Origin of the sequence: Longimicrobium sp., from assembly GCF_036399255.1 — a bacterium.
GTDB lineage: Bacteria > Gemmatimonadota > Gemmatimonadetes > Longimicrobiales > Longimicrobiaceae > Longimicrobium.
This window is the reverse complement of sequence record NZ_DASWNM010000076.1, coordinates 78,915-100,705: the sequence shown is the minus strand read 5'-3', so window position 1 is coordinate 100,705 and position 21,791 is coordinate 78,915. Positions and strand designations below refer to the sequence as shown.

Annotated in this window: 18 protein-coding genes and 1 tRNA gene; 9 read left to right on the top strand and 10 right to left on the bottom strand. The window is 71.2% G+C overall.

Going from position 1 to position 21,791, the window contains the following annotated elements:
* Positions 1 to 419: 419 nt before the first annotated feature.
* The 3 genes from VGC13_RS12550 (at position 420) to VGC13_RS12540 (ending at position 2,908) form a co-directional block, all read left to right on the top strand.
* Positions 420 to 566, top strand: a complete 147-nt coding sequence (locus VGC13_RS12550; RefSeq protein ID WP_331125609.1) for a hypothetical protein — start codon at positions 420 to 422, stop codon at positions 564 to 566.
* A gap of 8 nt (positions 567 to 574) precedes the next feature.
* On the top strand, positions 575 to 1,042 hold the full coding sequence (locus tag VGC13_RS12545) for a hypothetical protein (protein ID WP_331125608.1): 468 nt from the start codon (positions 575 to 577) through the stop codon (positions 1,040 to 1,042).
* A 510-nt stretch (positions 1,043 to 1,552) separates the two neighbouring features.
* Complete coding sequence (locus VGC13_RS12540; RefSeq protein ID WP_331125607.1) at positions 1,553 to 2,908, top strand: DUF2254 domain-containing protein; 1,356 nt, start codon at positions 1,553 to 1,555, stop codon at positions 2,906 to 2,908.
* 90 nt (positions 2,909 to 2,998) lie between these two features.
* On the opposite strand, the gene VGC13_RS12535 is transcribed toward VGC13_RS12540, so the two are convergent.
* From VGC13_RS12535 to VGC13_RS12490, 10 genes are all read right to left on the bottom strand, one after another.
* Positions 2,999 to 3,583, bottom strand: a complete 585-nt coding sequence (locus VGC13_RS12535; protein ID WP_331125606.1) for a DUF1802 family protein — start codon at positions 3,581 to 3,583, stop codon at positions 2,999 to 3,001.
* Positions 3,580 to 4,698: an aminomethyltransferase family protein gene (locus VGC13_RS12530; RefSeq protein WP_331125605.1), complete on the bottom strand. Its 1,119-nt coding sequence runs from the start codon at positions 4,696 to 4,698 to the stop codon at positions 3,580 to 3,582. The genes VGC13_RS12535 and VGC13_RS12530 overlap by 4 nt, the downstream gene beginning before the upstream one ends.
* A gap of 105 nt (positions 4,699 to 4,803) precedes the next feature.
* Positions 4,804 to 5,082: a hypothetical protein gene (locus VGC13_RS12525; protein WP_331125604.1), complete on the bottom strand. Its 279-nt coding sequence runs from the start codon at positions 5,080 to 5,082 to the stop codon at positions 4,804 to 4,806.
* 1,089 nt (positions 5,083 to 6,171) lie between these two features.
* Complete coding sequence (locus tag VGC13_RS12520; protein WP_331125603.1) at positions 6,172 to 7,518, bottom strand: SGNH/GDSL hydrolase family protein; 1,347 nt, start codon at positions 7,516 to 7,518, stop codon at positions 6,172 to 6,174.
* Positions 7,519 to 7,564: 46 nt separating this feature from the next.
* Positions 7,565 to 8,890: an OmpP1/FadL family transporter gene (locus VGC13_RS12515; RefSeq protein WP_331125602.1), complete on the bottom strand. Its 1,326-nt coding sequence runs from the start codon at positions 8,888 to 8,890 to the stop codon at positions 7,565 to 7,567.
* A gap of 187 nt (positions 8,891 to 9,077) precedes the next feature.
* Complete coding sequence (locus VGC13_RS12510) at positions 9,078 to 9,365, bottom strand: hypothetical protein (RefSeq protein WP_331125601.1); 288 nt, start codon at positions 9,363 to 9,365, stop codon at positions 9,078 to 9,080.
* 526 nt (positions 9,366 to 9,891) lie between these two features.
* Positions 9,892 to 12,765, bottom strand: a complete 2,874-nt coding sequence (locus VGC13_RS12505; protein WP_331125600.1) for a hypothetical protein — start codon at positions 12,763 to 12,765, stop codon at positions 9,892 to 9,894.
* A 640-nt stretch (positions 12,766 to 13,405) separates the two neighbouring features.
* On the bottom strand, positions 13,406 to 14,374 hold the full coding sequence (locus tag VGC13_RS12500; RefSeq protein WP_331125599.1) for a M28 family peptidase: 969 nt from the start codon (positions 14,372 to 14,374) through the stop codon (positions 13,406 to 13,408).
* A gap of 683 nt (positions 14,375 to 15,057) precedes the next feature.
* Positions 15,058 to 17,688 carry a cyanophycin synthetase gene (cphA, locus tag VGC13_RS12495; RefSeq protein ID WP_331125598.1) on the bottom strand — a complete coding sequence of 877 codons (2,631 nt, stop codon included), beginning with the start codon at positions 17,686 to 17,688 and terminating at the stop codon, positions 15,058 to 15,060.
* 154 nt (positions 17,689 to 17,842) lie between these two features.
* Positions 17,843 to 18,022, bottom strand: a complete 180-nt coding sequence (locus tag VGC13_RS12490) for a hypothetical protein (protein ID WP_331125597.1) — start codon at positions 18,020 to 18,022, stop codon at positions 17,843 to 17,845.
* A gap of 313 nt (positions 18,023 to 18,335) precedes the next feature.
* Between VGC13_RS12490 and VGC13_RS12485 the strand changes: the two genes are divergently transcribed.
* From VGC13_RS12485 to VGC13_RS12460, 6 genes are all read left to right on the top strand, one after another.
* A tRNA-Met gene (locus VGC13_RS12485) sits at positions 18,336 to 18,409 on the top strand.
* Between the two features lie 736 nt (positions 18,410 to 19,145).
* Positions 19,146 to 19,901 (top strand): L,D-transpeptidase family protein, encoded by a 756-nt coding sequence (locus tag VGC13_RS12480; RefSeq protein WP_331125596.1) that lies wholly within the window; start codon positions 19,146 to 19,148, stop codon positions 19,899 to 19,901.
* Positions 19,902 to 19,948: 47 nt separating this feature from the next.
* Positions 19,949 to 20,500, top strand: coding sequence for an RNA polymerase sigma factor (locus tag VGC13_RS12475; protein WP_331125595.1), 552 nt, complete (start codon positions 19,949 to 19,951; stop codon positions 20,498 to 20,500).
* Between the two features lies 1 nt (position 20,501).
* Positions 20,502 to 20,831, top strand: coding sequence for a hypothetical protein (locus tag VGC13_RS12470; RefSeq protein ID WP_331125594.1), 330 nt, complete (start codon positions 20,502 to 20,504; stop codon positions 20,829 to 20,831).
* Positions 20,832 to 20,877: 46 nt separating this feature from the next.
* Positions 20,878 to 21,303 (top strand): hypothetical protein, encoded by a 426-nt coding sequence (locus tag VGC13_RS12465; RefSeq protein ID WP_331125593.1) that lies wholly within the window; start codon positions 20,878 to 20,880, stop codon positions 21,301 to 21,303.
* Between the two features lie 43 nt (positions 21,304 to 21,346).
* Complete coding sequence (locus VGC13_RS12460) at positions 21,347 to 21,787, top strand: DoxX family protein (RefSeq protein ID WP_331125592.1); 441 nt, start codon at positions 21,347 to 21,349, stop codon at positions 21,785 to 21,787.
* Positions 21,788 to 21,791 lie beyond the last annotated feature (4 nt).

Below are 21,791 nucleotides of genomic sequence, written 5' to 3'. Positions count from 1 at the left end.
GCTTGGGGCGCGCGTGGGGGCGGGGCCCGGCCTTCCCGGGAAACGTCTGGAACACGGGAAGAGCTTCCGTCCGTGCGGATGCCCGTCGCAAGGACCGTGCTTTGCGCCGGACGCGTTTACGCCGCCGCGCGCGTGTTGTGCCACGCCACCCGCCGCCATCCCGATGCAGGACGTCACCGGAGAGTTATCGTCACGTCCGGTAACCCCGCGGGGACCGCGGACGATGCGGATCCGGTGCGGGAAGTGGTGGTTTCGACCGGGGTTGGCGCATCACGAGCGCACCCGGTGTGTCGCGATCAGATGCCGATGCTATAACACTTGACGTCTGGAAACGTGGGATTTACTCTCCATGGCACGAGCGTGGGCCGGTGTCTCCGGCCCGTCCATCGTGCTCGGTCCCCCCACCTTCTGGAGGATGCATGGAAAACCCGTATTCGCCCACCACCGTACCGCTGGACGTGCTCGCCGCCGCCGCCGCCGCGGGCGTGAACCTGGCGCTCCAGGACCAGACGCAGGCCTACGCCGACATCGGTCCCACCATGGGCATGTTCCCCGTCGAGCCGTGAGCTCGGCGGTGGCGAACGGACAGGGTACGCCGTCCCGCGGCGACGCCGTGCCGTTCTGCCCGAGCGCACGGCCCACGCAGGACGGGGCGTTTGCCTTCGGCGTGGTGGGCGGTACGCTGGAAGAACGCCGCGTGGGCTACCTGGAGGGGCGCGTTCCGGTTACGGACGAGCTCCTGGCGATGGCCGGTCCCGTCATGCCCACGCAGGTGTTCCGGTTCGGGGCACCCTGCGCGGGCGGGGCCTGCACGCACTTCGACGGCGCAGACTGCAAGCTGGCCACCAAGCTGGTGCAGCTGATGCCGGCGGTCAGCAAGAACCTGCCGGCATGCCATCTTCGCCCGGACTGCCGCTGGTGGAAGCAGGAGGGCAAGGCGGCGTGCATGCGCTGCCCGGCCATCATGACGGACTGCTACACCCCCAGCGACGCGCAGCGCCTGGTGGCGAACCCCGCCACCCCGGTGCCGGCGCGGGTCTGAGGATCGGCTGCAGCCTCGTGGGATCGATCGAGCGCCCGGAAGCCACACGGCTTCCGGGCGCTCGTTTTTCGATGAGGTGATACCAGTTCCGGCAAAACGAATGATCAGGCAGGCTCTTGCTTCCGCTGCATGAGATCACGTCTGTTGCGGATCGGATGAGAGTGGGCTTGAGAATCAGCCTGGCCGCGTTGACTTCCGTGAGGGAGGCGCCGCGCCTGACCGGCTGCTACGAAGAAACCTGTCCTCTTGTCTTCTCCGTGTCCCCGGTGTGACGCCGATCCGGGAAAACAACACCTTCATGCGTACAGAGGAACAGAGTCAGACAGAGGAACCAAGATAATATCTGGCTCGCTTTCTCTGTCTGACTCTGTATCCTCTGTACGATTTATTCTTTTTCAGGATCTGGTCTGAGAATGAGACGGCCTGTGGGGAATGCACAATCGGGCTGAGAATCTGGCATGAGCCTGAGACCTTCAGCACCCGGCACCGGCCTTGCCACCCCGCCGGCCCATGAAGATCAAGCTGCGGCACGCGCTGGCCTCCCTGCGCTCCACCTACTGGTTCATCCCCGCGCTGATGGCGGGGGCGGCGGGGATCCTGGGACTGGTTTCGGTGCAGGTGGACCGCTACCTGGCGCACCGGTACGTGGACGAGCTGTCGTGGGTCTACTCCGGCGGCGCGGAGGGGGCGCGGGCGGTGCTGGGCGTGGTGGCGGGATCGGTGATGAGCACGGCGGGCGTCACCTTCTCCATCACCATCGCCGCGCTGTCGCTGGCGTCCACGCAGCTGGGGCCGCGGCTGCTGCACACCTTCATGCGCGACGTGGCCAACCAGGTGGTGCTGGGTACCTTCATCGCCACCTTCGTGTTCTGTCTGCTGGTCCTGCGCACCATCCAGGGCGAAGACGACGGCGGCCGCTTCGTCCCCGCGCTGTCGGTGACGGCGGGGGTGGGGCTGGGGCTGGCCAGCCTGGGCGTGCTGATCTTCTTCATCCATCACGTCGCCGTCTCCATCCAGGCGCCCAACGTGGTCGCCGGCGTGGGACGCGAGCTGGCGCGGCAGGTGGAGCGCGCCTTTCCGACGCCGGAGCGCGTGGAGGCTTCACCGCCGGCCGCCACGCTGCCGCCCGACTTCGACGCGCGGGCGGCGCTGGTGGGCAGCGCGAAGGACGGCTACGTGCAGGTGCTGGACGAGGACGCGCTGGTGAAGATCGCGGCGCGGACGGGGACCACCCTGGTGGTGGAGCTGAGGCCGGGGCAGTTCGCGGCCGAGGGCGCGGCGCTGGTACGTGCCTGGCCGCCCGAGGCCATGAGCCCCGACCTGGCCCGCGACATCCGCCGGCGCTTCGTGGTGGGAACGCAGCGCACGGCGGAGCAGGACGTGGAGTTCGCCGTGGACCAGCTGGCCGAGGTGGCGGTGCGGGCGCTGTCGCCCGCCATCAACGATCCGTTCACCGCCATCGCGTGCCTGGACTGGCTGGGCGCGGGGCTGTGCCGGGCTGCGCGGGGGCGCACGGCGCGCACACAGCTGGCGGACGAGGGCGGTACGGTGCGGGTGATCTACCGCAACGGCTACACATTCGCGGGGCTCATCGACGCCGCGTTCAACCAGATTCGCCAGTTCGGCGCGCGCAGCCCGGCGGTGATGCTGCGGATGCTGGAAACCCTCGAAGCCGTGGTACGCTGCACCGGCGGCGACCGCGACGAGATCCAGACCCTGCTGCAGCACGCGCGGATGGTGCACCGCGCCGCGCTCGAAGCCACCCCCGAGCCCCGCGACCGCGCCGACCTGGACCGGCGCTTCACCGAGGTGCTGCGTATCTGCGGCGCGCACGACGCGGGCGATGCGACTCCTGAGACGGCTTGAAAAGATTTGTCTCACGCAGAGGCCGCAGAGGAAGCGGAGCAAACCACCTCTGCGGCCTCTGGGTGGGACCGTTCTTCTGGCGGAACGGGATTACACCCGCTCCACGCCCGCCGTCCCCATCCGGCGCAGGATCTCGCCCTTGAGCGCCGCGAAGTCGCCGTCGGAAAGCACGGGCTGCAGGCCGGCGGTCGACAGGGGCTCGTCCAGCTCTACCCACGAGACGCATCCCTCGTAGCGCAGCGTGTCCGGACGCGCCACCGGCTCCGGCAGGCGGTAGGCGCGCACGATGAGCGCGTGCACGAAGGGCTTGCCCGCGTAGTTGAAGCGGTAGTGCGCGGCGGGGGGCGCCAGCGGGTGCATCCCCTCCAGCGCGTCCAGCACGTCGGTGTTCGTGATGCGGAAGAGGTCGTCGACCACCGCGTAGACGCGAAAGGGGACGGTGCCGGCCGGCGGCGGGGTGAGCCGGTCCATCAGCGGATGCAGCGGCTCCGCCAGGTCCGCCGCGTTCTGGTGCCATCCGGTGGGAAAGATCCAGAACTCGCGGTGCTCTACGCCAAAGCCGCCCCGCCGCTCGTGGATGCCGCCCTTGCGGATGAGCAGCGCGATCTGCCCCGCGGCCAGCGCCTCTTCGGTGACCGCCCACTCCTTGAGGGCCACCGGGCTGCCTTCCCTCATGCCGCTCCTTCGAACGGCAGGCCCACCACGCGCGCCGCGGGCCCGTCCGCCGCGCCCACCCGCACCTCCGCGCCCGGCTGCATCTCGCGCCGTACGTAGCCCATCGCCACCGTCTGCCCCAGCCGGGGCGAGAACGCCGCGCTGGTCGTCCAGCCCACCTCCTTGCCCGTCTCGGGGTTCACCAGCGGGGCGCGGACGGCGGGCGCGGGCGCGTCGCCCAGCAGCAGGCCGCGCAGGTGCCGGTTCACGTGGCCGCGGTGGGCAATGCGGATGATGACCTCCTGTCCCGTGTAGCACCCCTTGTGAAACGAGATGGCCCGCTCCATCAGCCCGGACGACTCGTACGCCTCGGTGGGGATGGTCTCCTCGGTCAGCTCCAGCCCGTAGCGGGGGCGCCCCGCCTCGATGCGCAGCGTCTCCAGCGCGCCGAAGCCCACCGGCCGCGCGTCCGCCGCGCGCAGCGCCGTCCACAGCGCCGCCGCGCGGTCCGCGGGGACGAAGACGTCGAACCCCTCCTCGCCGCCGGCCTCGCGCGTGGCCGCCACCAGCAGCCGCGCGCCGGCGTACTCCGGCTCCACGAACGCGTCCTCCGCCAGCGCGGGGATCTCCGCGTCCAGCACCCGCGCAAGCAGCGCCCGCGCACCGGGCCCGTAGACGCCCAGCTCCGCCACCACGTCCGTGGCGTCGGCCCAGCGGGCGAACATCGGCGGCACCATCTTCTTCAGGTGCTCGCGCGTGCCCTCGCGCGCCTCTCGGGCAATGCTCACCAGCACCTCGCCGTCCGCGCGGCGAAACACGCGCACGTCGGCGATCATCCGGCCCTTGGCGGTGAGCATGGCCGCGTAGACGCCGCGCCCCGCCTCCGCTTTCAGCAGGTCGTTGCTGATCAGCCCGTGCATCATCCGCGCGGGGTCCTTGCCCCACAGCCGGAACCGCGCGCGGTCGTCGCGCACCGCGACGCCGGCCGACGCGCGGACCGCGCGGTACTCCGCCGCTCCGTCGCCAAAGTGGCGCGCCACCGGGTGCCCCGCCACGTCGCCAAAGGCCGCGCCGGCCTGTTCCAGAAGTGGCCGCGGCGCGGAGTGCGCCGGGGCGGCCGTCGTCGTGTCCGTCATCGTCATCTCTCCTCCTGGTGCCGCACGCCGCCGTGCGACGAAGGGCCGCCGCGGGGAAGCTCCCGGGGCGGCCCGTAGGTTCAGGTCCGTGGACGCGCGGCGGGGTCAGCCGCCCGCGCCCTGCCGGCACAGCTCGCGAAGGCGCTCGTCCGCGCCCTCCAGCTCGGTGACCAGCCGGCGCACCTCGGCGGTGGAGGCCGCGTTGGGCAGGTCCACCTTGATCTCCGCGCCTTCGCCGCGGGGAAGGTACACCACCGTCACCTTCCATCCCTCCACGCCGGTGGCCTTTCGCGCCACCAGGTCCACGCTGTATTCCGTGCCGTCGCACTCCAGCCGGTTCGCCAGCCGGTGCTCCTTCCACGAGGAGCTGCGGGATAGTGCCATGTGCCTCTTGAAGATCGGCCGCCGGTCCGTTCACTGCCTGCCATTCGTGCGCGGAAAGGTAGCGCATCCGCCCGGCGCGGGCCAGCATGTGCTGTCCCGTTCCAGCGTTCTGGTGCGAGCAGGGAAAGATGCTTCTCACGCAGGGGGAGCAGAGGGAGCCGATCTTCTCTGCTTTCTCTCCTTCCTGTGCGTGAGACAATCCTTGGGTTCCTCGTCGATGTCGTTGCAGGGGCGGCAGATCATGAGTCGGCGGGGGATGAGCACCCGATCCATCGCCGCGGCACGGTGACCGGTCAGGCGAAGCGGAGGGTCGGCGGAGGGGTGGGATGCGGCAGGGGGCCATCCGCGTTTTTCGCGGGAGGCACCCATGCCGCCGGAGCGCCCCGGGAGCCAGCCGTCACCGATATCCGCCGCGCGGTCTCGTGGACTTTCGGACGCGCACGAAAGGTGGAGCGGCGTCCCGGTCCCGCGGACGCACCGGCGCTCCCTTCCGGCTCGACGGCGGAGGCAGGGCTCAGAGGGTGTTGCCAAACCTCTCGCCGTGATTGACTTCCTGAGGGAGGCGTCGCCCCGTAACTCGCTTGTACGCTGCAACTTGACGCCGACCGAAGGACCTCGGCGGCAGAACGGCGGGGCTGGTCCCGTGCCCTGATCTGGCCCCTGCGCCACCGAGACGAGGTCCTTCGGTCGCGCGCAATCTGTAGTGTGATTTCTGGTTAGACGTGATGCGCTCCCTCAGGAAGTCACCCCTTCGTTGTGGATGTGAGGTTTAGCAACACCCTCTCAGGAAGTCAGCGCTTCTTTATGATTTCAGGGGTTTAGCAACACCCTCTCAGGGAAAAGACGCGCGGCAGGTGGAGGCGTCCGCCGGCCGCGGCGCGTAGGCGGCGGGAAAGGTGTCTGTGGACGAGTCCGCGATACTCACCGTTGCGGGAGCTTGCGACGGCACGACGGCAGGCCCTGCCGCACGACGGACCCGCAACGGTTGCCTGCGATCGATCTGCGATGAACCCATCTTTCTCGAACGCAAAGCGGGGGCGGCCAGACCAGGCCGCCCCCGCTTTCACGTCCGTCAGGATCCGCCCCGCGTCAGTTGGTCGCGGTGGAGAGGTTGGTGCCGTACTTCTCGTTGATCCGCAGGGCGAAGCGCCCGGCCAGCACGCGGTGCGCCTCGGTGGACGGATGCACGCCGTCGAACGACATCAGCGAGCCGAAGAAGTTGGGCGCCGCCGTGGGGCCCGTGACGGGGCACGACGTAACGATCGCCGCCTGGACCGCCGCCGGCGTGGTGGCCCCGGGCAGGTCCTGGCACTTGCGCAGCCGCTGGTGCAGCCTGAAGGCCGTGCCGCCGATCGTGACCGTCGTCTCCTCCTGCAGGAACGGAAGCAGGATGAGGTTGGGATCCACGTACAGCCAGCCGTTGGCGTTGGCCGCCGCCTCGATGGCGTTGTTGAACTGCGCCACCCGCTGCGACACGATCACCTGCTCCTGCGTGTCCAGCAGGTAGGCGCCGCGGCGCGGGTCGGCCGCCGGGTACGCGTTGGGGTCGCAGTTGATCTCGGGGAAGTTCGCGTCGCCCAGGATCTGGAACGAGACGAAGTTGGCCGCCAGCGGGTTGGGCTGGCCCAGCGCCGTGACGGGCGAGCAGTTGGCGTTTACCGGCTTGCCCTGGAAGCGCCCCGTGGCCGCGTCGCGCGCCAGGAAGAAGTACGCGCCGGGCTGGATGATGGGAGCGCCCTGGATGGCGTTCACCACGCCCACCAGCATCGCGCCCTGCGGGGCCGCCACCTTGATGGAGTCGACCACCGCGCTGAGCCGCGCCTGGAAGGCGGACAGCGGCGTCAGCGAGCTGTCGGCGCCGGCGGCGCGCGGGCCCAGAATGCCGCCCACCGTGGCCTCGAGCGCGTCGTTGTTGCCGATCCACACCGAGACGAAGGTGGGGCGCGCCTCGATCATGGCGCGCACCTGCGTGCGGTTGCCCACCAGCAGCGTGTGCAGCGAGCCCAGGCTTCCCGTGGGGAACTGCAGCAGGTCGCGGATGCGGGCGCCCGGAACCGCCAGGTTGTTGACGATGCGCGGGTTGTTGGTGCGCACGCAGCTGTCCGCCGTGCCCACGCGCCCCGTGGTGCCCAGCGGCGCCAGGAACGGGCGCGGGCACCCCGGCATGGAGATGCGCGGGTAGTTGAACTGCCCGCCCGCGCGCTGCGCCAGCAGCACCGGGTAGGCGCGCTGCTGCAGGCTGTCGTTGATCCCCGCCGACTGGAAGCCGGCGGTGATGGAGTTGCCCAGCGAGACGTAGCGGTTGAACAGGTCTCCGCCGTTGGGGGTCGTGGTGGGCCCGATGACCTCGTCGCCGTCGCCCACGCAGGCGCCGAGCAGCACCACGGACGCCAGCGCGGCGGCCCGCAGCACGCTTCCCAGCGATCTCTTCTTCATGCGTTGGTTCTCCTTGTGCATTTCCGTTCAGAGCCGTCGGGAAGAGTTACTGCCGCATGCCGCCGAAGCGGTACGCCAGCGTGAAGTTGAACACCATGCCGGTGGCTTCGTAGATGCCCGCGCGCGGCCCGCCGGGGACCACCGCGCCGGCGCGGTCCGGCTGGTTGATGTACTGGAACCCGAAGTCCGTCGACAGCGCGTGGCTCAGGCGGTAGCCCAGCCCCAGCGTGTAGTAGTTGCGCTCGCCCTCGGGGAGGAACGGCGTGGCGCGGGGCGAGGCGGCCTCGTTGTAGCGGAAGCCGGCGCGCAGGGCCAGCGCCTCGGTGGCCGAGAAGTCGGCGGCGAACCGGAAGGTGTTGGTGCTGCTGTAGCCCAGCTCCAGCGTCTCGGGGTCCTCGTTCTCGAACTCCACCGGAAAGGCGTCGAAGCTGGACCAGTAGGTGCGCTGGTAGTCCAGCAGCAGCGCCAGCCGGTCGGTGGCGCGGTAGCCCAGCCCCACCACCAGCTGGGCGGGAAACTCGATGGTGGTCGAGACGCCCTGGTCTTCGGGGAGCCCCGCGCCGATCAGCGCGTCGATCCCCGTGTTGCCGGTGTTCACCTGCACGAACGCCGCGTCGCCGTCGATGTCGACCTCGGCGCTGCCCAGGTAGCGCACGCCCAGCGAGGTGCGCGGGTCCAGCTGCAGGATGCCGCCCACGTGGTAGGTGAGGCCCGTGCCGTCGCCCTTCAGCGTCACGTCGGCCACCTCGGCGTTGCCCAGGCCCAGCGCGGCCGGGCCGAACTGGCGGCGGTGCACCTCGATGCTGCCCATCACGTAGTCCACGCCCACGCCCAGCGACAGCCGGTTGGGGATGAGCTGGTACGCCACGGTGGGCTGGATGTACAGGCCGCGCAGCTGGTTGTCGTAGCCCGTGAAGCGGCCCTCGAAGTTCTGCTCGCCGCAGTCGGGGTTGTCGGCCGCGCACACCGGCCACTCCAGCCCCAGCCCGTACGGCGCCAGCGCGCCGATGCCCACGGCCAGCCGCGGGTTCACGCGGAAGTTGACGTAGCCCTGCGGAACCGGGATGGTCTCGGCCTCGCGGTCGATGACCGAGATGCCGTCCACCGGCTCCATCCCCGCGTCGTAGCGAAAGGTGCTGCCGGCGCGCACCAGCGCCACGCCCGCGCTCACCACGCTGGGGCTGTTGGCCAGCCCGGCGGGGCTGAAGTACACGGCCGAGCCGTCGTCGCACGGCATCGCCACGCCGGCGCCCACCCGGCCCGCCATGCACGCGCTCTGCTGGTCCACGCTGGATCCCTGCGCGTGCAGCGGCGTGCCCGCGGCGGCGCACGCAACGGCGGCGGCGCCGGCGATTGCCAGACTTCGTCTCATGCGAGTCTCCTTTGGAGGTGTGCTTCCGGGCATGGGCCCGGCGGATGGTGTATGGTGGCGGAACCGGCGTGATTTCGGAACGCAAGCGGGCGTGGTACGCTCCCGCGAACGGGGAGGATACAGTGCGCGGCGTGCACCGTCAAGCTGAAAACCCTTGCGCCGCAAAGCAAAAAGCACTGAGCCCGGCTCAGCCGCCGCCCCGCCCCAGCAGGGCCACGGCCAGCGTGCCCAGCGCGTTCGCCACCGCCACCGTGTTGGCCGCGATGAAGATGCGGTTGCGCAGGCGCACGCTGTACACCAGGAACAGGGTGCTGGCCACGGACTGCAGCCCGAAGAACAGCGGGTCCACGCCTCCCGGCCCGTCGATCAGCGCCCGCACGAAGGTGTAGGTGAGCGATCCGGCCAGCGCGAAGCACGCCGCCCACCCCACCATCTTTACCCACCGCTGGTCCGACGCGCGCCGCTGTGGAGGCATCTGCCCGACTGGTCCTTCTGGAGATGGATGTTTCCGGAGCGGGGGCGGGATGCAGGGCGCGGGCCGCTGGGTTTGTTTCGTGGGGGCGGAGGGGGAGGGTGGGACGGTGAACGGGTGAGCGGGGGATCAGCTCGGTCACGCGGTGTCGTTCTCCCTCCCCCACGCAGTTTGTGGGGGAGGGCGGGGAGGGGGGCGCCGGCGGACGCAGCTCGATCCCCATCGACCCGCCTCGCATAGTCCCCCATCCCCACCGCACCGCAGAGGGTGTTGCTAAACCTCAAATCCATAACGAAGCGGTGACTTCCTGAGGGAGCGCATAACGTGTAACCAGAAGTCACACTACAGGTTGCGCGCGACCGAAGGACCTCGTCTCGGTGGCGCAGGGGCCAGATCAGGGCACGGGACCAGCCCGGTCGTTCTGCTGGCGAGGTCCTTCGGTCGGCGCCAAGGTGCAGTGTACAAGCGAGTTACGGGGCGGCGCCTCCCTCAGGAAGTCAATCACGCTGGGAGGTTTGGCAACACACTCTCAGGGCACGTAGCTGACCGACAGGTACGCGGTCACGTCGTTCTCGTAGCCGGCGTCCAGACCGTAGGCCAGGCCGGCCAGCATGCGGATGGCGGGGCTGCCGGCGGCGCGAAAGGCGGGGACGGTGGTCAGCAGCTCCACGCCGGCCACGCGCAGCCAGCGGTCGTACGACGGGTCCGTGGTGCCGCCCCAGAAATAGGGCGTCAGGAATCCCACGCTGGTGCTCACGCGGTACGTCAGCAGGTCGGGGCCCTCCAGCGCGCCCCAGCGCAGCGCCGGCATCGCCACCCGCTGGCCCAGCACGCCCTCGTCCACCAGCAGCGGCGCCGGCCCGCCGACGGTCCACTGCTCCCACACCGGCGCGGCGGTGCTCACGCGCCCCAGCGTGGCCTCGGCGCGCAGGCCCAGGCCGCCCCACCCGGCGCCGAACGCGGTGGTCACCATCCCCCGCCCCCAGCGCTCGCCCACCGTCTCCCCCGCGGCGCCGGAGAGGGTGAGCACGCCGGCGGAGTACGCGGCGCCCACCCGCCGCCCGTCCGTGGCGTAGTACCGCCCGAAGCCGAATACGCGGCTTCCGTCTTCCCCCTCCCCCATGTCCAGCCGGCCGGCGGACGCGCCCAGCCGCCACTCCTGCACCCGCCGCCCCGCGCTCCACTGGTTGCGCGCCGTCAGCGCGGCGCCGGCGTAGCGCGCGTCCCGCCCCGTCAGGTCGTACGCGGCCAGGCGCGAAGGCTCATGCGCAAGATAGAACGCCTCGGCCGCGAGGGCCGGGCGCATGCCGCGCCACACGGCGGCCAGCGATCCGCCCCGCTCCAGCCCCGGGTCGCCCCACGCGCCCTGCGCCGCCACCGCCAATCGGCCGACCGGATCGGCGTTGTAGACGATGAAGCCGGCCGAGCCGCCGTCCGCGTAGGCGGCGCCCAGCGGCAGCACGCGCGTCCAGCGCGGGCCCAGGCCGTAGGCGCGCGACGCGGGGACGGGACCGCGGGGAAAGGTGTCGGGCGCGGCGGCGGCCACGCGCGGCGCGGCGGGCGCCAGCGCGGCCGGCAGCGCGGCAAAGGGGCCGGGGCGGGCGCTGTCGGGGTGAATGCGGTGCAGGCTCTGCCCGCCGGCGTGCAGGGAAAGGAAGTAGACCTCCCCCGTCCGCCGGTCCACCTCCGGCGCCGTGGCGGCGCCGGTGACGCGGGTGAGGGGAGTGGCTTCGCCCGTCCGCACGTCCACGCGCGCCAGGTTGGCGATTCCGCCCGCCTCGGAAACGGCGACCAGCCCCTGCCCATCCGCCGTGAACACGGGGTCGAAGGCGCTTCCCCGCGCGTCGTCGTGCACCACGCGCGGCGGGCCGCCGGCCGTATCCACCACCACCAGCTTCCACCGTCCGCCCTCCTGCATGGCCGCCGCGACGGTGCTTCCGTCGGGCGAAAAGCGGGGGCGGTCGTAGACCACGTCCACGCCGCCGGGCGCCAGCGGGGTGAGGGCGCCGTCGCGCAGGCTCACCATCACCAGCCCGCAAAAGCCGTCGCGGCACTGCACGGCCACGGCGCGGCGGCCGTCGGGTGCGGGGTCGGCGGCGCGGATGGAGGCGCCGCGCGTGACCCGGCGGATGGTGTTGCGGCGCCAGTTCCACACGAACAGGTCCGGCCGCGTAGCCCCGCCGCCGATGGGCGCCGAGCGCACCACCAGCAGCTCGTCGCCGCCGGGGAGAAAGCGCGCGCCCTCGTACGGCAGCCCGTCCGCCGGGCGCAGGGTGGCGAGCGCGGCGCGGGGGCGGGGACGCACGGGGACGGGCGGAACGTCTTCCGGGTCGCGCTCCAGCAGCCGGCGGCGCTCGGCCTCCTCCGCGCTGTCCGCCGCAGGCGCTTCCGTGCGCCAGACGACGATGCGGCTGAAGGCGGCGCTCGGGCCGCGCAGCGTCACCGCCAGGTGCTGCCCGTCCGGCGAGACGGCGGGGTCGCCGGTGCCCCACGTCAGCCGCTGCACCGTGTCGCCCACCACCAGCCCCGCCTCCGCCAGCCGGCGGCGGGCCTCCAGCGCGTGTGCGGTCACGTCCACGGTGAAAAAGCCGTACATCTCCTGCGGGGTGCCGCCGTAGACGCCGGCGAACGCCTGGTCGAACGAGCGCCCCTGCCGCGCGCTCATCCGCCGCCACAGCTGCGTCAGGCTCTCGTCGCCGCGGCGCTCGGCCAGCCACTCCAGGAACGCGGAGCCCGCCAGGTACGCCATCCCGCCGGCCTGGTACGATCCGGACTCGGCGCTCATCTGGGCGTACGAGGGAAGGCGGCCTTCGATGGCCCACTGCCGCAGCACCGCCGCGCGCGCCACGCCGTGCGGGCGGCCGCTGCCGGTAAGCCGGCCCTCGACGTACGTGGCGTATCCCTCCTTTACCCACCGCGGCGCACCCGTCAGCGGTCCCACGCCTCGCGGGTCGATGATGGACATGAAGCGCGTGAACGGGTTGCGGCTGGGGCGGCTGAGGTGGGCGATGTGGGCGAACTCGTGCACCAGCAGCTGCTCCACGAACGAGCGCGTGTGTCCCAGCACCGAGCGGGCCTCGGGCGGGGTGGGGTAGAGCAGGATGTAGGGCGTGCGCAGAAACGAGTACGCGCTGCCGTTCGCCTCGCCGGCGGGGTTGTCGACCACCACGGTGACCCGCCGCTCCGGCGCGCTCCCCACGCTGGCGGCGACCACGGGCTGGATTCCCTCCAGCCGCGACACCACGTCGCGCGTCCACGCCTCCAGCTCGGTGGGATAGTGGACGTCGAAGTGCTCGGTGCGGATGCTGCGCCACTCCAGCCACGGCCGGGTGGACTGCGCGTGCAGCGGCGAAACGAGCGCGAGGGCGGCCAGCGCCGCGGTCAGGAGAAGGCGACGGATCATTGGATTCGGTGATGAATGCGCGGGACGGTCGGGCTGCCGCGGATTACCCGGACGGCGGGCGATGGGTTTCAATGCGACCCCGCAGGCGCCCCCTCCGGGCTCGCATTACTCGCCCACCTCCCCCAAAACTGCTGGGGGAGGTTGGGGGTGGGGCCGGGATCGCGGATCGACGAAGAACATCCAGCTGGCGCCGACGGGGTGCCCCTCCCCCGGCCCCTCCCCGCTCGTTCCTCGCGGAGAGGGGAGAATTCGATCCCGGTCCAATCAGTATCATGCTGGCCGCTACCCACAAACCCGCTACGCCGCAGGCACGTGCCCACACGACAGAGCCGCCAGCCCGCAAAGGCGGACTTCGTGTGGCTGTTGCAGCGAATTCATTCGCCATTGCGGAGCCGGCCGGGTCAGGGGTTCGGCGACGGGCATCCAACTGGCGCCTGACGGGCCCCCCTCTCCCCCTCCGCGCCGGAGAAAGGGAGAATTCGTTACTATCTGGACACGATGTGCCCGCCCCTCACCGGAACCCGTCCGCGCAGGCGGACATCGCGTTTTCCCAGCCGCGAATTCATTCGCCGGGCTGGGGGCGTGCGCCGGACCGTCGCCTCGCATCGTCATCTCGCCTCCATCATCCCCACGACGACCATCACGCCAACGCGAGGATGGCGGCGTGGACGCCCTGGACCACCTGCGCCATGCGGTCGTAATCCAGCGTGTCGGCGGTGTCGCGGGCGGTGTGGTAGTGCGGATTGCGGTAGAACGCGGTGTCGGTGATCATCACGGCGGGGTAGCCGGCATCCCAGTAGTTCATGTGGTCCGAGAAGTCGACGCCGGGCACCCAGCGCGGGGCGTTGATGGAGTGCACCCCCAGCGGCGAGGCGCCCTTCATCGCCCGCTTGATGCGCCGCACCATCAGCGCCTGCCCCATCTTTCCGACCACCGCGATGAAGTTGCCGCGCGACGGGTAGAACGGGCGCAGCGCGGCCAGCGGAAGCTGCTGGCTGTTGGGCGCGTCGGTAAAGTAGCCGATCATCTCCAGCGACATCATCACCCGCACGCGCACGCCCTGCCGCTTGAGCGAGGCGGCGTGCACGGCGCTGCCCATCAGCGGCGTGCGGTAGAACGGCGGCTCCTCCAGCGGATACGCGACCAGTTCCACGCGGATGGCCGGCGGATCGGCGCCCAGCAGGCGTGCCAGCTCCAGCAGCCCCGCCACGCCGCTGGCGTTGTCGTCGGCCGCCGGGTACGGCCCCGCCGCGTCGTAGTGCGCGCCGATGACGATGCGCTCGCGCGTCTCCGGCCCGAACGCCGCGATCACGTTGCGGTACGTACTGCGCCCCGCCTCGAACGGCTGCTCCGCCACCGTGCCGCCCGCCTGGGCGAGCTCCTGGCGGATGTACGCGGCGGTGCGGTCCAGGTTGGCGGGGTTGGCGAAGTCGCGCGGCACGAAGTCGTCCGCGAGCATGCGGACGTGCGCCTCCAGCCGCTCGGGCGAGACCGCGGGTGGTTGTGCCTTCAACGGATCGTCTCCAGGCCAGGGCTGCACCAGGTACGCCAGCGGCGCGCAGATGAAGAGCAGCGCCGCGCCGAAGACCGTAATCGTCCGCCTGCGCATCGGTTATCCGGCTCCGCAGGTAGAGCGAGGGAGTATGCCGCTGGTACAGCGCGAAGTCCGCCTGCGCATCGATTCACCGGTTCCCGGCCGGGGGCGAATGAATTCGCGGCTGGGAAAACGCGATGTCCGCCTGCGCGGACGGTGCCGCGGCATCGTCAAACATGCTGCCGGTCCCGACGATGCCGAAGCGAGATCCTTCGATCGCGCGCCGGGTGTGGGGTTCGCCGGGTTACGCGCGGCGCTCCGTGGACAGACAAACCCGTTGCCACCCCGAATCTGTCATTCCGAGGGAGCGCACACCCGGCACCTTGCCCGATCACAGAAGCCCGTGCGCGACCGAGGAATCTACTTTCCGCCTCCTCGTGGCCTGCCGCGATGCCCCCACACTGGCCCTGTCCGGCTGTTTCGCCACCGCGGCAATGGCGCGGGCTGTCGCGTCCGGCATCGCGCGTGCCGACAGTAGATTCCTCGGCCCTGCAACCTGCGGAGTGATCGTCCGTTTGCGGCGTGGCCGGGCCTCGGAATGACATCCCTGTTGTTATCCAGCAGGGTGCGCGCAGCGCGCTGGACTCAGGAAGACACGCGCTTGCTGCTTCCTCCGCTGTTGAAGCCCCGCGCAGTTTGCGGGGCTTTCCGCTGTCGTTGCGGCGAGTTCACTCGCTCTCCGCAGGGCGGCCTCCGCCTCACCCCGCGACCACGTGCGGCTGCAGCTGGGCCAGCACGCCGGCGGTGTCGTCGGCGACGATGAGGACCAGGTCGCCGTCCTGCATCAGCTCCAGCGCGCGGTCCACCGCCTCCGGCTCCGACAGCACGGTCTCCCACTCGTCCGGCGTGCGGCCGCCCGCCTCCACCCCCTCCCCGATCAGGCGCGCCACGCCGCCGGGCTCGCGGCCGCGCAGGTAGTCGGGGTGCTCCTTGGCGATCACGTAGTCGAACCCCGCCGCCGCGCGCCCCAGCTCGCGCAGGTCCTCGTCGCGCCGGTCGCCGGGCATGGTCACCACGCCGATGCTGCGGCGCGCCTTCATCCCCCGCGCCAGCTCCGCCAGCGCCTGCACAGCCGCCGGGTTGTGCGCGTAGTCCACGATGATGCGTCCGCGCGCCGTCCGCAGCACGTTCATCCGCCCGGGCGTGGTGGCGCCGGAAGGGAGGAACGTCGCCAGCCCGTCGCGGATCTCGTCGATCCCCAGCCCCTGCGCGTGCGCCGCCGCCACGGCCGCCATCACGTTCTGCACCTGGAAGCGCGCGGCGCCCCCCAGCGTCAGCGGCACGTCGTCGGACCACGCCACGTTCACCCGCTCCGCGCCGACGCGGATGACGATGGTCTCGCGGCCGCCCTCGTCCTCCTCCACCGTCACCGCCGTGCCGCCGGCGGCCAGGTGCTCCGCCACATGCGGATTTCCCGCCTCGCCCAGGAGGGAAAAGAGGACGATCTCGCCCGCCGTGCGGTCGCGCATGGCCAGGACCAGCAGGTCGTCGGCGTTGAGGACGGCGTGGCCGCCGGGCTTTACCGTGGCGGGGATGAGCCCCTTGACCTCCGCCAGCTGCTCCACGGTGTCGATGCCGCGCATTCCCAGGTGGTCGGGGCTCACGTTCATCACCACGCCCACGTCGCAGGCGTCGTAGCCCAGCCCCGACTTCAGGATCCCGCCGCGCGCCGTCTCCAGCACCGCGACCTCCACCCGCGGGTCGCTCAGCACCATGGACGCGGCGAAGGGGCCGGTCAGGTCGCCCTCCATCAGCAGGTGCTCCTGGAAGTAGACACCGTCGGTGGTGGTGAACCCCACCACGTCTCCCGCGTGGCGAAAGAGGTGGGCGATCAGCCGCGTCGTCGTCGTCTTTCCGTTGGTCCCGGTGATGGCGATGATGGGGATCTCCCACTCGCTCTCCGGTGGATACAGCATGTCGATCACCGCGCCGGCCACGTCGCGCGGGGTGCCGACGTCGGGATCCGTGTGCATGCGGATGCCGGGGGATGCGTTCACCTCGATGATCGCGGCGCCGTTCTCGTCGAAGGGGACCCCGATGTCCGTCGTCAGCACGTCCACCCCGGCGATGTCGAGCCCCACGGAGGCCACGGCGAACTCGCAGAGCGCCACGTTGCGGGGGTGGATCTCGTCCGTGCGGTCGATGGAGGTGCCGCCCGTGGAGATGTTGGCGGTCACGCGCAGGTAGACCGTCTCCCCCGCGGCGGGAACGGAGTCGAGCGTGAGGCCGGTGCGGGCCAGGAACTGCTCGCTGGCGTCGTCCAGGGGCACGGGGACCAGCGTGTGGGCCGGATGGGTGACGTCCCGCTTGGGGTCGCGGTTGATCTCCTCGGCAAGCTGGCGGATGGTGCGCGTTCCATCCCCCACCACGTGCGCGGGCACCCGCTCCGACACCGCCACCACGCGGCCGTTGACCACCGTTACCCGGTGGTCGCGCCCGGCCACGAAGCGCTCCACGATCACGGTGGGATGCTCGGCCACGGCGGCGGGCCAGGCGGCGCGCACCTCGTCCATGCTGTTCAGCGGGCCCGAGATGCCGCGCCCGTCGTTGGCGTCCAGCGGCTTGATCAGCACGGGAAACCCCAGCCGGTCCGCCTCGTCCAGCGCATCCTCCAGCGTTTCCGCCACACCGCCCTTCGGAACCGCGAGCCCCACGCGGTCCAGCAGCCGCTTGGTGCGCGCCTTGTCGGAGGTGATGTCGGTGGAGATGACGCTGGTAAAGTCCGTCATCGTGCTGTCCAGCCGGCGCAGGTTGCGGCCCAGCCCCAGCTGCACCACGTGGTCGCCGGGGATGCGCCGCACCGGGATGCCGCGCCGCCGCGCCGCCTCGATCAGCACCATGGTCGTGGGCCCGGGTCGCGCCTCCACGTAAATCTTTCGCAGCGCGTCCACCGCCCGCTCCGTGCGCGGATCGTCGCCGCGCAGGCAGGCGCGGACCAGCGCCTCGGCCTCGTACACGGCCTCGACCCCCAGCGCCTCCTCGTCGTAGCGCATCAGCAGCAGCGGCGGCTCGTTGCCCGTCTGCACCACGCGGCCGGAGGAGACCGGCGAGCCCGCCATCCGCTGCAGCGCCACCGCCGCGTGCAGGATGGCATCCGCCCACGTCGCGCCTTCGAACGGCTCGCCGGGGAGCGCTGAGGCCAGGCGGCCGGCGAACCCCTCGGCGTCCGCGGGCGTATGGCCGGCCAGCCGCCCCACCTCCACGTCCGCGGCGATGACGGGCTCGGCACTCCACAGGCTGCGGCCCCGCAGGGCACGCGCGGCGCGGACGCGCAGGTCGGCGGCGAGCTGCGCGGGAGAATCAGTGGACGACACGGTGGATTCAGCCATGGATCTGTGGGAGGCGGGGATCAAGCCTGGCCGGCGGTTTTCGAGCTTGCCCGCAGGAGCAACTTCCGGGCGACCCCATCGACAGGGACCACTCGTCCACCCTCATCCGGTGCGAGGAGGGTGGATCGGTCGCGGATGATCGGGGTCTGGCGGGTCAGCGATGCGCGTCGCCGTGCGGGGGCGCGGGCGCGTCGTCGCGGGGAGCGGGCGCGGCCTGGAGGGCCGGCCGCTCGCGGGGCGCGCAGTCGATGCGCCGCGCGAAACGGCGCTCTCCGGACCCGGCGGCGCCATCGGCGCGGGGCGCGGCGTGGATTCGCGGATCGTTGCTGTTCATGGTGACCGCACCCCTCTTGAATGGTCGAGCGAGCCGTATGCTGGGGGATCGCGCACGCCCCATGCCGCGCATGGAACAGGGGTGCGCCGTATCCCCCTTTCTAAGTATGGGGTTGACAATCACTTATGATGGGGGTAGATTGACTGCATCTCGACATGACAGAGAGATTTCTGTTTGAGCCGATAGTTTTGAAGCCGGGGACTGATCCTGCGGGGGACGTGGAGTCTTGACTGACACCGCGGAAGCCGTGGGGATGTCACCCACCGATACCCACGTATCTGGCTTCGAACACAGCTCTCTGTTGTGTCCTGGTCGCGGGGTGGAGCAGCCTGGTAGCTCGTCGGGCTCATAACCCGAAGGTCGCGGGTTCGAATCCCGCCCCCGCTATGTGATTGGAAGCGCCTCCGTACCGTTCATCCGGTGCGGAGGCGCTTTCGCGTACATCCAAACGCATCACGCGGAGGACGCGGGGGAAGGGAGGCCGGACGCCAATCCGCTCACCGCGATTGACTTCCTGAGGGAGGCGCCGCTCCGCTATCTGCTGGTACGAAAAAGCCATGGCGCCGACCGAAGGACCTCGCCGGCGCAACCGGGGGGCTGGTCCCGCGGCATGGAGCCGGCCCCGCCTTGCCGGAGAGGAGGTCCTTTGGTCGCGCGCGATCTGTTGAGTGGCCTCTGGCTACACGTGGTCCGCTCCCTCAGGATGCCACGCTCGGTGTGAGTTCCAGAGTGTGTTTAGAATCCGACGCTGCGCATCCAGGCAGATCTACCAGCGCTGTCATTCCGAGGCCCGGCCACGCCGTAGCCTGCTTTCACACCAGGGGTTGCAGGGCCGAGGAATCTGCTGTCGGATTGCTGGAGGGCAGACGCGGTAGCCCGTGCCTGCTTTGCGGCTATGACAGGGGCGGACAGGGCCGGTGCCGGAGCGGTGCGGCAGGGCACCAGCAGCAGACAGTAGATTTCTCAGTCGGCGCACAGGATTTCGTGCCAGCCGATGGTGCGGTGTGGCGCCTCCTTCGAAATGACAGACCGGCGCGAGCGCAGGGACTCGCAGAGGTTTGGCACGTCGCCCGCGCGGCCGGCTACTTGCGCGGATCGCGCTCGCGGTTGTTTTGTTGTCGTCATGTACATTCGCACACTCGTCCTGGCCGCGCTGCTCGCCGCGCCGGCGGCCTGCCAGCCCGGCATGCCCGCGCCCATGGAAGACCGGATGGACGGCGCGCGGCAGATGATCGTCTCGACCACTGCGGAGTGGGACGCGGTGGACGCCACGCTGCAGCGCTACGAGCGCGCCGCGCCCGGCCAGCCCTGGACGGCGGTGGGCGCGCCGATCCCGGCGGCGGTGGGGCGCACGGGATTGGCGTGGGGCACCGGCATCCATCCCGGTCCCGCCATCGAGGGGCCCACGAAGCGCGAGGGGGATGGCAAGGCGCCGGCCGGCGTCTACCGGCTGAGCTCCGCGTTCGGCTACGCGCCGGCGGCCGAGGCGGGGTGGATCCGCATGCCGTACATGCAGTCGGACGCGGCGATCGAGTGCGTGGACGATTCGCGGTCGCGCTTCTACAACCGGCGCGTGGACCGCGACACCATCCCGCAGCCCGACTGGACCAGCCACGAAGAGATGCGCCGCACCGACGAGTTGTACCGCTGGGGCGTGTGGGTGGACCACAACAGCGACCCGCCGCGGCCCATGGGCGGCTCGTGCATCTTTCTTCACGTGTGGGCCGGCCCCGGCGTGGCCACCAGCGGCTGCACTTCCATGGCGGAGAGCAATTTGCGCGAGGTGCTGGCGTGGCTCGACCCGCGCGCCCGGCCCGTGCTGGTGCAGCTTCCGGCGGCGGCGTACGCCGGCCTGCGGGGTGCGTGGGGGCTGCCCTGAGCGGCGTGCCCAGCGCTTTTCCGCCTTCGCGTGTCTGGTAGGATGGAATGACCGAAGACGTGGCCCTGCTCGTGGAACGCACGCTGGCGGGCGACCCCGGGGCCGCCGACCGGCTGGTGCGGCTGCACATGGGCGCCGCGTACGCCGTGGCACTGGCCGTGACCCGCAATCCCCACGAAGCCGAGGACGTGGCGCAGGACGCGCTGGTGCTGGCGCTGGAGCGCCTGGCCGAGTGCCGCGAGCCCCGCAAGTTCGGCGCGTGGCTGGTGCGCATCGTCCGCAACCGCGCCTTCAACCACCGCCGCTACCTGGGCATCCGCGCCGCCGAGCCGCTGGAGAACGTCGACGCCGCGCCCTCCGGCGCCAGCCCCCTGGACGACACCGAGCGCGCCGAGCTGCGCGACCACCTGAACGACGCCGTGGGCGAGCTGCCGCAGACCCAGCGCGAGGTGCTGCTGCTGCACGACCTGGAAGGGTGGAAGCACCGCGAGATCGGCGAAAGCCTGGGAATGCCCGAAGGAACCGTACGCTATCACCTGTTCAACGCCCGTCGCGCGGTGCGCGGCCGCCTGCGGGCGCTGGTGGGCGAGGAGGACTGAAATGATGGAACCCGATCCGATCGACCTGCGCCCTCTGGGGCTCAACGACCTGCGCCGCGAGCGCATGGTGCGCGCCGTGCTGGCGCGCGCGCAGGCCGGCGCCGTGCGCACCCCGCTGGGCGTGCTGGCGGGCTGGGCGCGCCCCACGCTGGCCGCCGCGGCCGTGGTCACCGCGATCTCGCTGGGCACGCTGGCGTGGCCCGACGCGCCCGCGCCCTCGGCGCCGCTGACCATCGCCGACGGGCTGCGGCTCCCCGAGCCCGCCGCCGACTGGATTGCCGAAGACCGTTCGCCCACCGAGGCGGACCTGCTGGAATCGTGGGACCCCTGATGGAGCTGGTGATGATCCACATCCACACCGGCCGCGGAGGCCGTCCATGAACGCACTGAACCCCCGCCGCATGCGCCTGGCCGGTATGGCCATGCTGGCCGTGACCTTCGTGGTGGGCATGCTGGCGGGCACCGCCTTTGGCCGCGTGCTCAAGGCCGACGAGCCGGCGCCCGGCTCTCCCGCGTCGGCCGAGTGCCGCACGGAACGCGGGCCGCACCACATCTTCGACGAGCTGGACCTGTCGCCCGACCAGCGCACGCGCATCGACGGCATCATGGCGCGGCGGCGCATCCTCACCGACTCGCTGTGGCAGCGCGACGGCGCCCGCATCCGCGCCGCGGTCGACAGCACGCGCGCCGAGATCCGCGCGGTGCTGACCCCGGCGCAGGCGGTGGAGTACGACCAGCTGCGGCAGAAGCACGAGGAAAAGAAGCGGCGCGAGCGGGCCGCGCGCGACAGCGCCGGCCGCTGAGGGGCGCCGGCGGGATCAGCCACCGCGAACGGGAGGGGATGGGATGGAGCGCACGTTCTTCATGGCTCGCTTCGAGGGCGTGACCCTGTTGCTGCTGCGCGTGATGGCCGGGCTGATGTTCATGCAGCACGGCGCGCAGAAGCTGTTCGGCCAGCTGGGCGGCTGGCGCGGCGAGCCGGGGAACACGGCACCGCTGATGTCGCAGGCGGGGCTGGCGGGGGTGCTCGAGGTGTTCGGCGGCCTGCTGATCGTCCTGGGGCTGTTCACGCGGCCGGTGGCGTTCCTGCTGTCGGGGATGATGGCGGTGGCGTACTTCCAGGCGCACGCGCCGGAGAGCTTCTGGCCCATCCTGAACGGCGGCGAGCTGGCGGCGCTGTACTGCTTCGTCTTCCTGTTCTTTTCCGCCCGCGGCGCCGGCCCCTACAGCATCGACGCCCGCCTGGAAAAGCGCCGCAACGCCCCGACGATGGACTTTGCGCGGTAACCTG

What these genes read in the sequence shown, in the direction of transcription:
- VGC13_RS12550 (WP_331125609.1), top strand. Translation starts at nt 420, where the DNA reads ATGGAAAACCCGTATTCGCCCACCACCGTACCGCTGGACGTGCTCGCC.
- VGC13_RS12540 (WP_331125607.1), top strand. Translation starts at nt 1,553, where the DNA reads ATGAAGATCAAGCTGCGGCACGCGCTGGCCTCCCTGCGCTCCACCTAC.
- VGC13_RS12535 (WP_331125606.1), bottom strand. Translation starts at nt 3,583, where the DNA reads ATGAGGGAAGGCAGCCCGGTGGCCCTCAAGGAGTGGGCGGTCACCGAA.
- VGC13_RS12530 (WP_331125605.1), bottom strand. Translation starts at nt 4,698, where the DNA reads ATGACGGACACGACGACGGCCGCCCCGGCGCACTCCGCGCCGCGGCCA.
- VGC13_RS12525 (WP_331125604.1), bottom strand. Translation starts at nt 5,082, where the DNA reads ATGGCACTATCCCGCAGCTCCTCGTGGAAGGAGCACCGGCTGGCGAAC.
- VGC13_RS12520 (WP_331125603.1), bottom strand. Translation starts at nt 7,518, where the DNA reads ATGAAGAAGAGATCGCTGGGAAGCGTGCTGCGGGCCGCCGCGCTGGCG.
- VGC13_RS12515 (WP_331125602.1), bottom strand. Translation starts at nt 8,890, where the DNA reads ATGAGACGAAGTCTGGCAATCGCCGGCGCCGCCGCCGTTGCGTGCGCC.
- VGC13_RS12510 (WP_331125601.1), bottom strand. Translation starts at nt 9,365, where the DNA reads ATGCCTCCACAGCGGCGCGCGTCGGACCAGCGGTGGGTAAAGATGGTG.
- VGC13_RS12505 (WP_331125600.1), bottom strand. Translation starts at nt 12,765, where the DNA reads ATGATCCGTCGCCTTCTCCTGACCGCGGCGCTGGCCGCCCTCGCGCTC.
- VGC13_RS12500 (WP_331125599.1), bottom strand. Translation starts at nt 14,374, where the DNA reads ATGCGCAGGCGGACGATTACGGTCTTCGGCGCGGCGCTGCTCTTCATC.
- cphA (WP_331125598.1), bottom strand. Translation starts at nt 17,688, where the DNA reads ATGGCTGAATCCACCGTGTCGTCCACTGATTCTCCCGCGCAGCTCGCC.
- VGC13_RS12490 (WP_331125597.1), bottom strand. Translation starts at nt 18,022, where the DNA reads ATGAACAGCAACGATCCGCGAATCCACGCCGCGCCCCGCGCCGATGGC.
- VGC13_RS12480 (WP_331125596.1), top strand. Translation starts at nt 19,146, where the DNA reads ATGTACATTCGCACACTCGTCCTGGCCGCGCTGCTCGCCGCGCCGGCG.
- VGC13_RS12475 (WP_331125595.1), top strand. Translation starts at nt 19,949, where the DNA reads ATGACCGAAGACGTGGCCCTGCTCGTGGAACGCACGCTGGCGGGCGAC.
- VGC13_RS12470 (WP_331125594.1), top strand. Translation starts at nt 20,502, where the DNA reads ATGATGGAACCCGATCCGATCGACCTGCGCCCTCTGGGGCTCAACGAC.
- VGC13_RS12465 (WP_331125593.1), top strand. Translation starts at nt 20,878, where the DNA reads ATGAACGCACTGAACCCCCGCCGCATGCGCCTGGCCGGTATGGCCATG.
- VGC13_RS12460 (WP_331125592.1), top strand. Translation starts at nt 21,347, where the DNA reads ATGGAGCGCACGTTCTTCATGGCTCGCTTCGAGGGCGTGACCCTGTTG.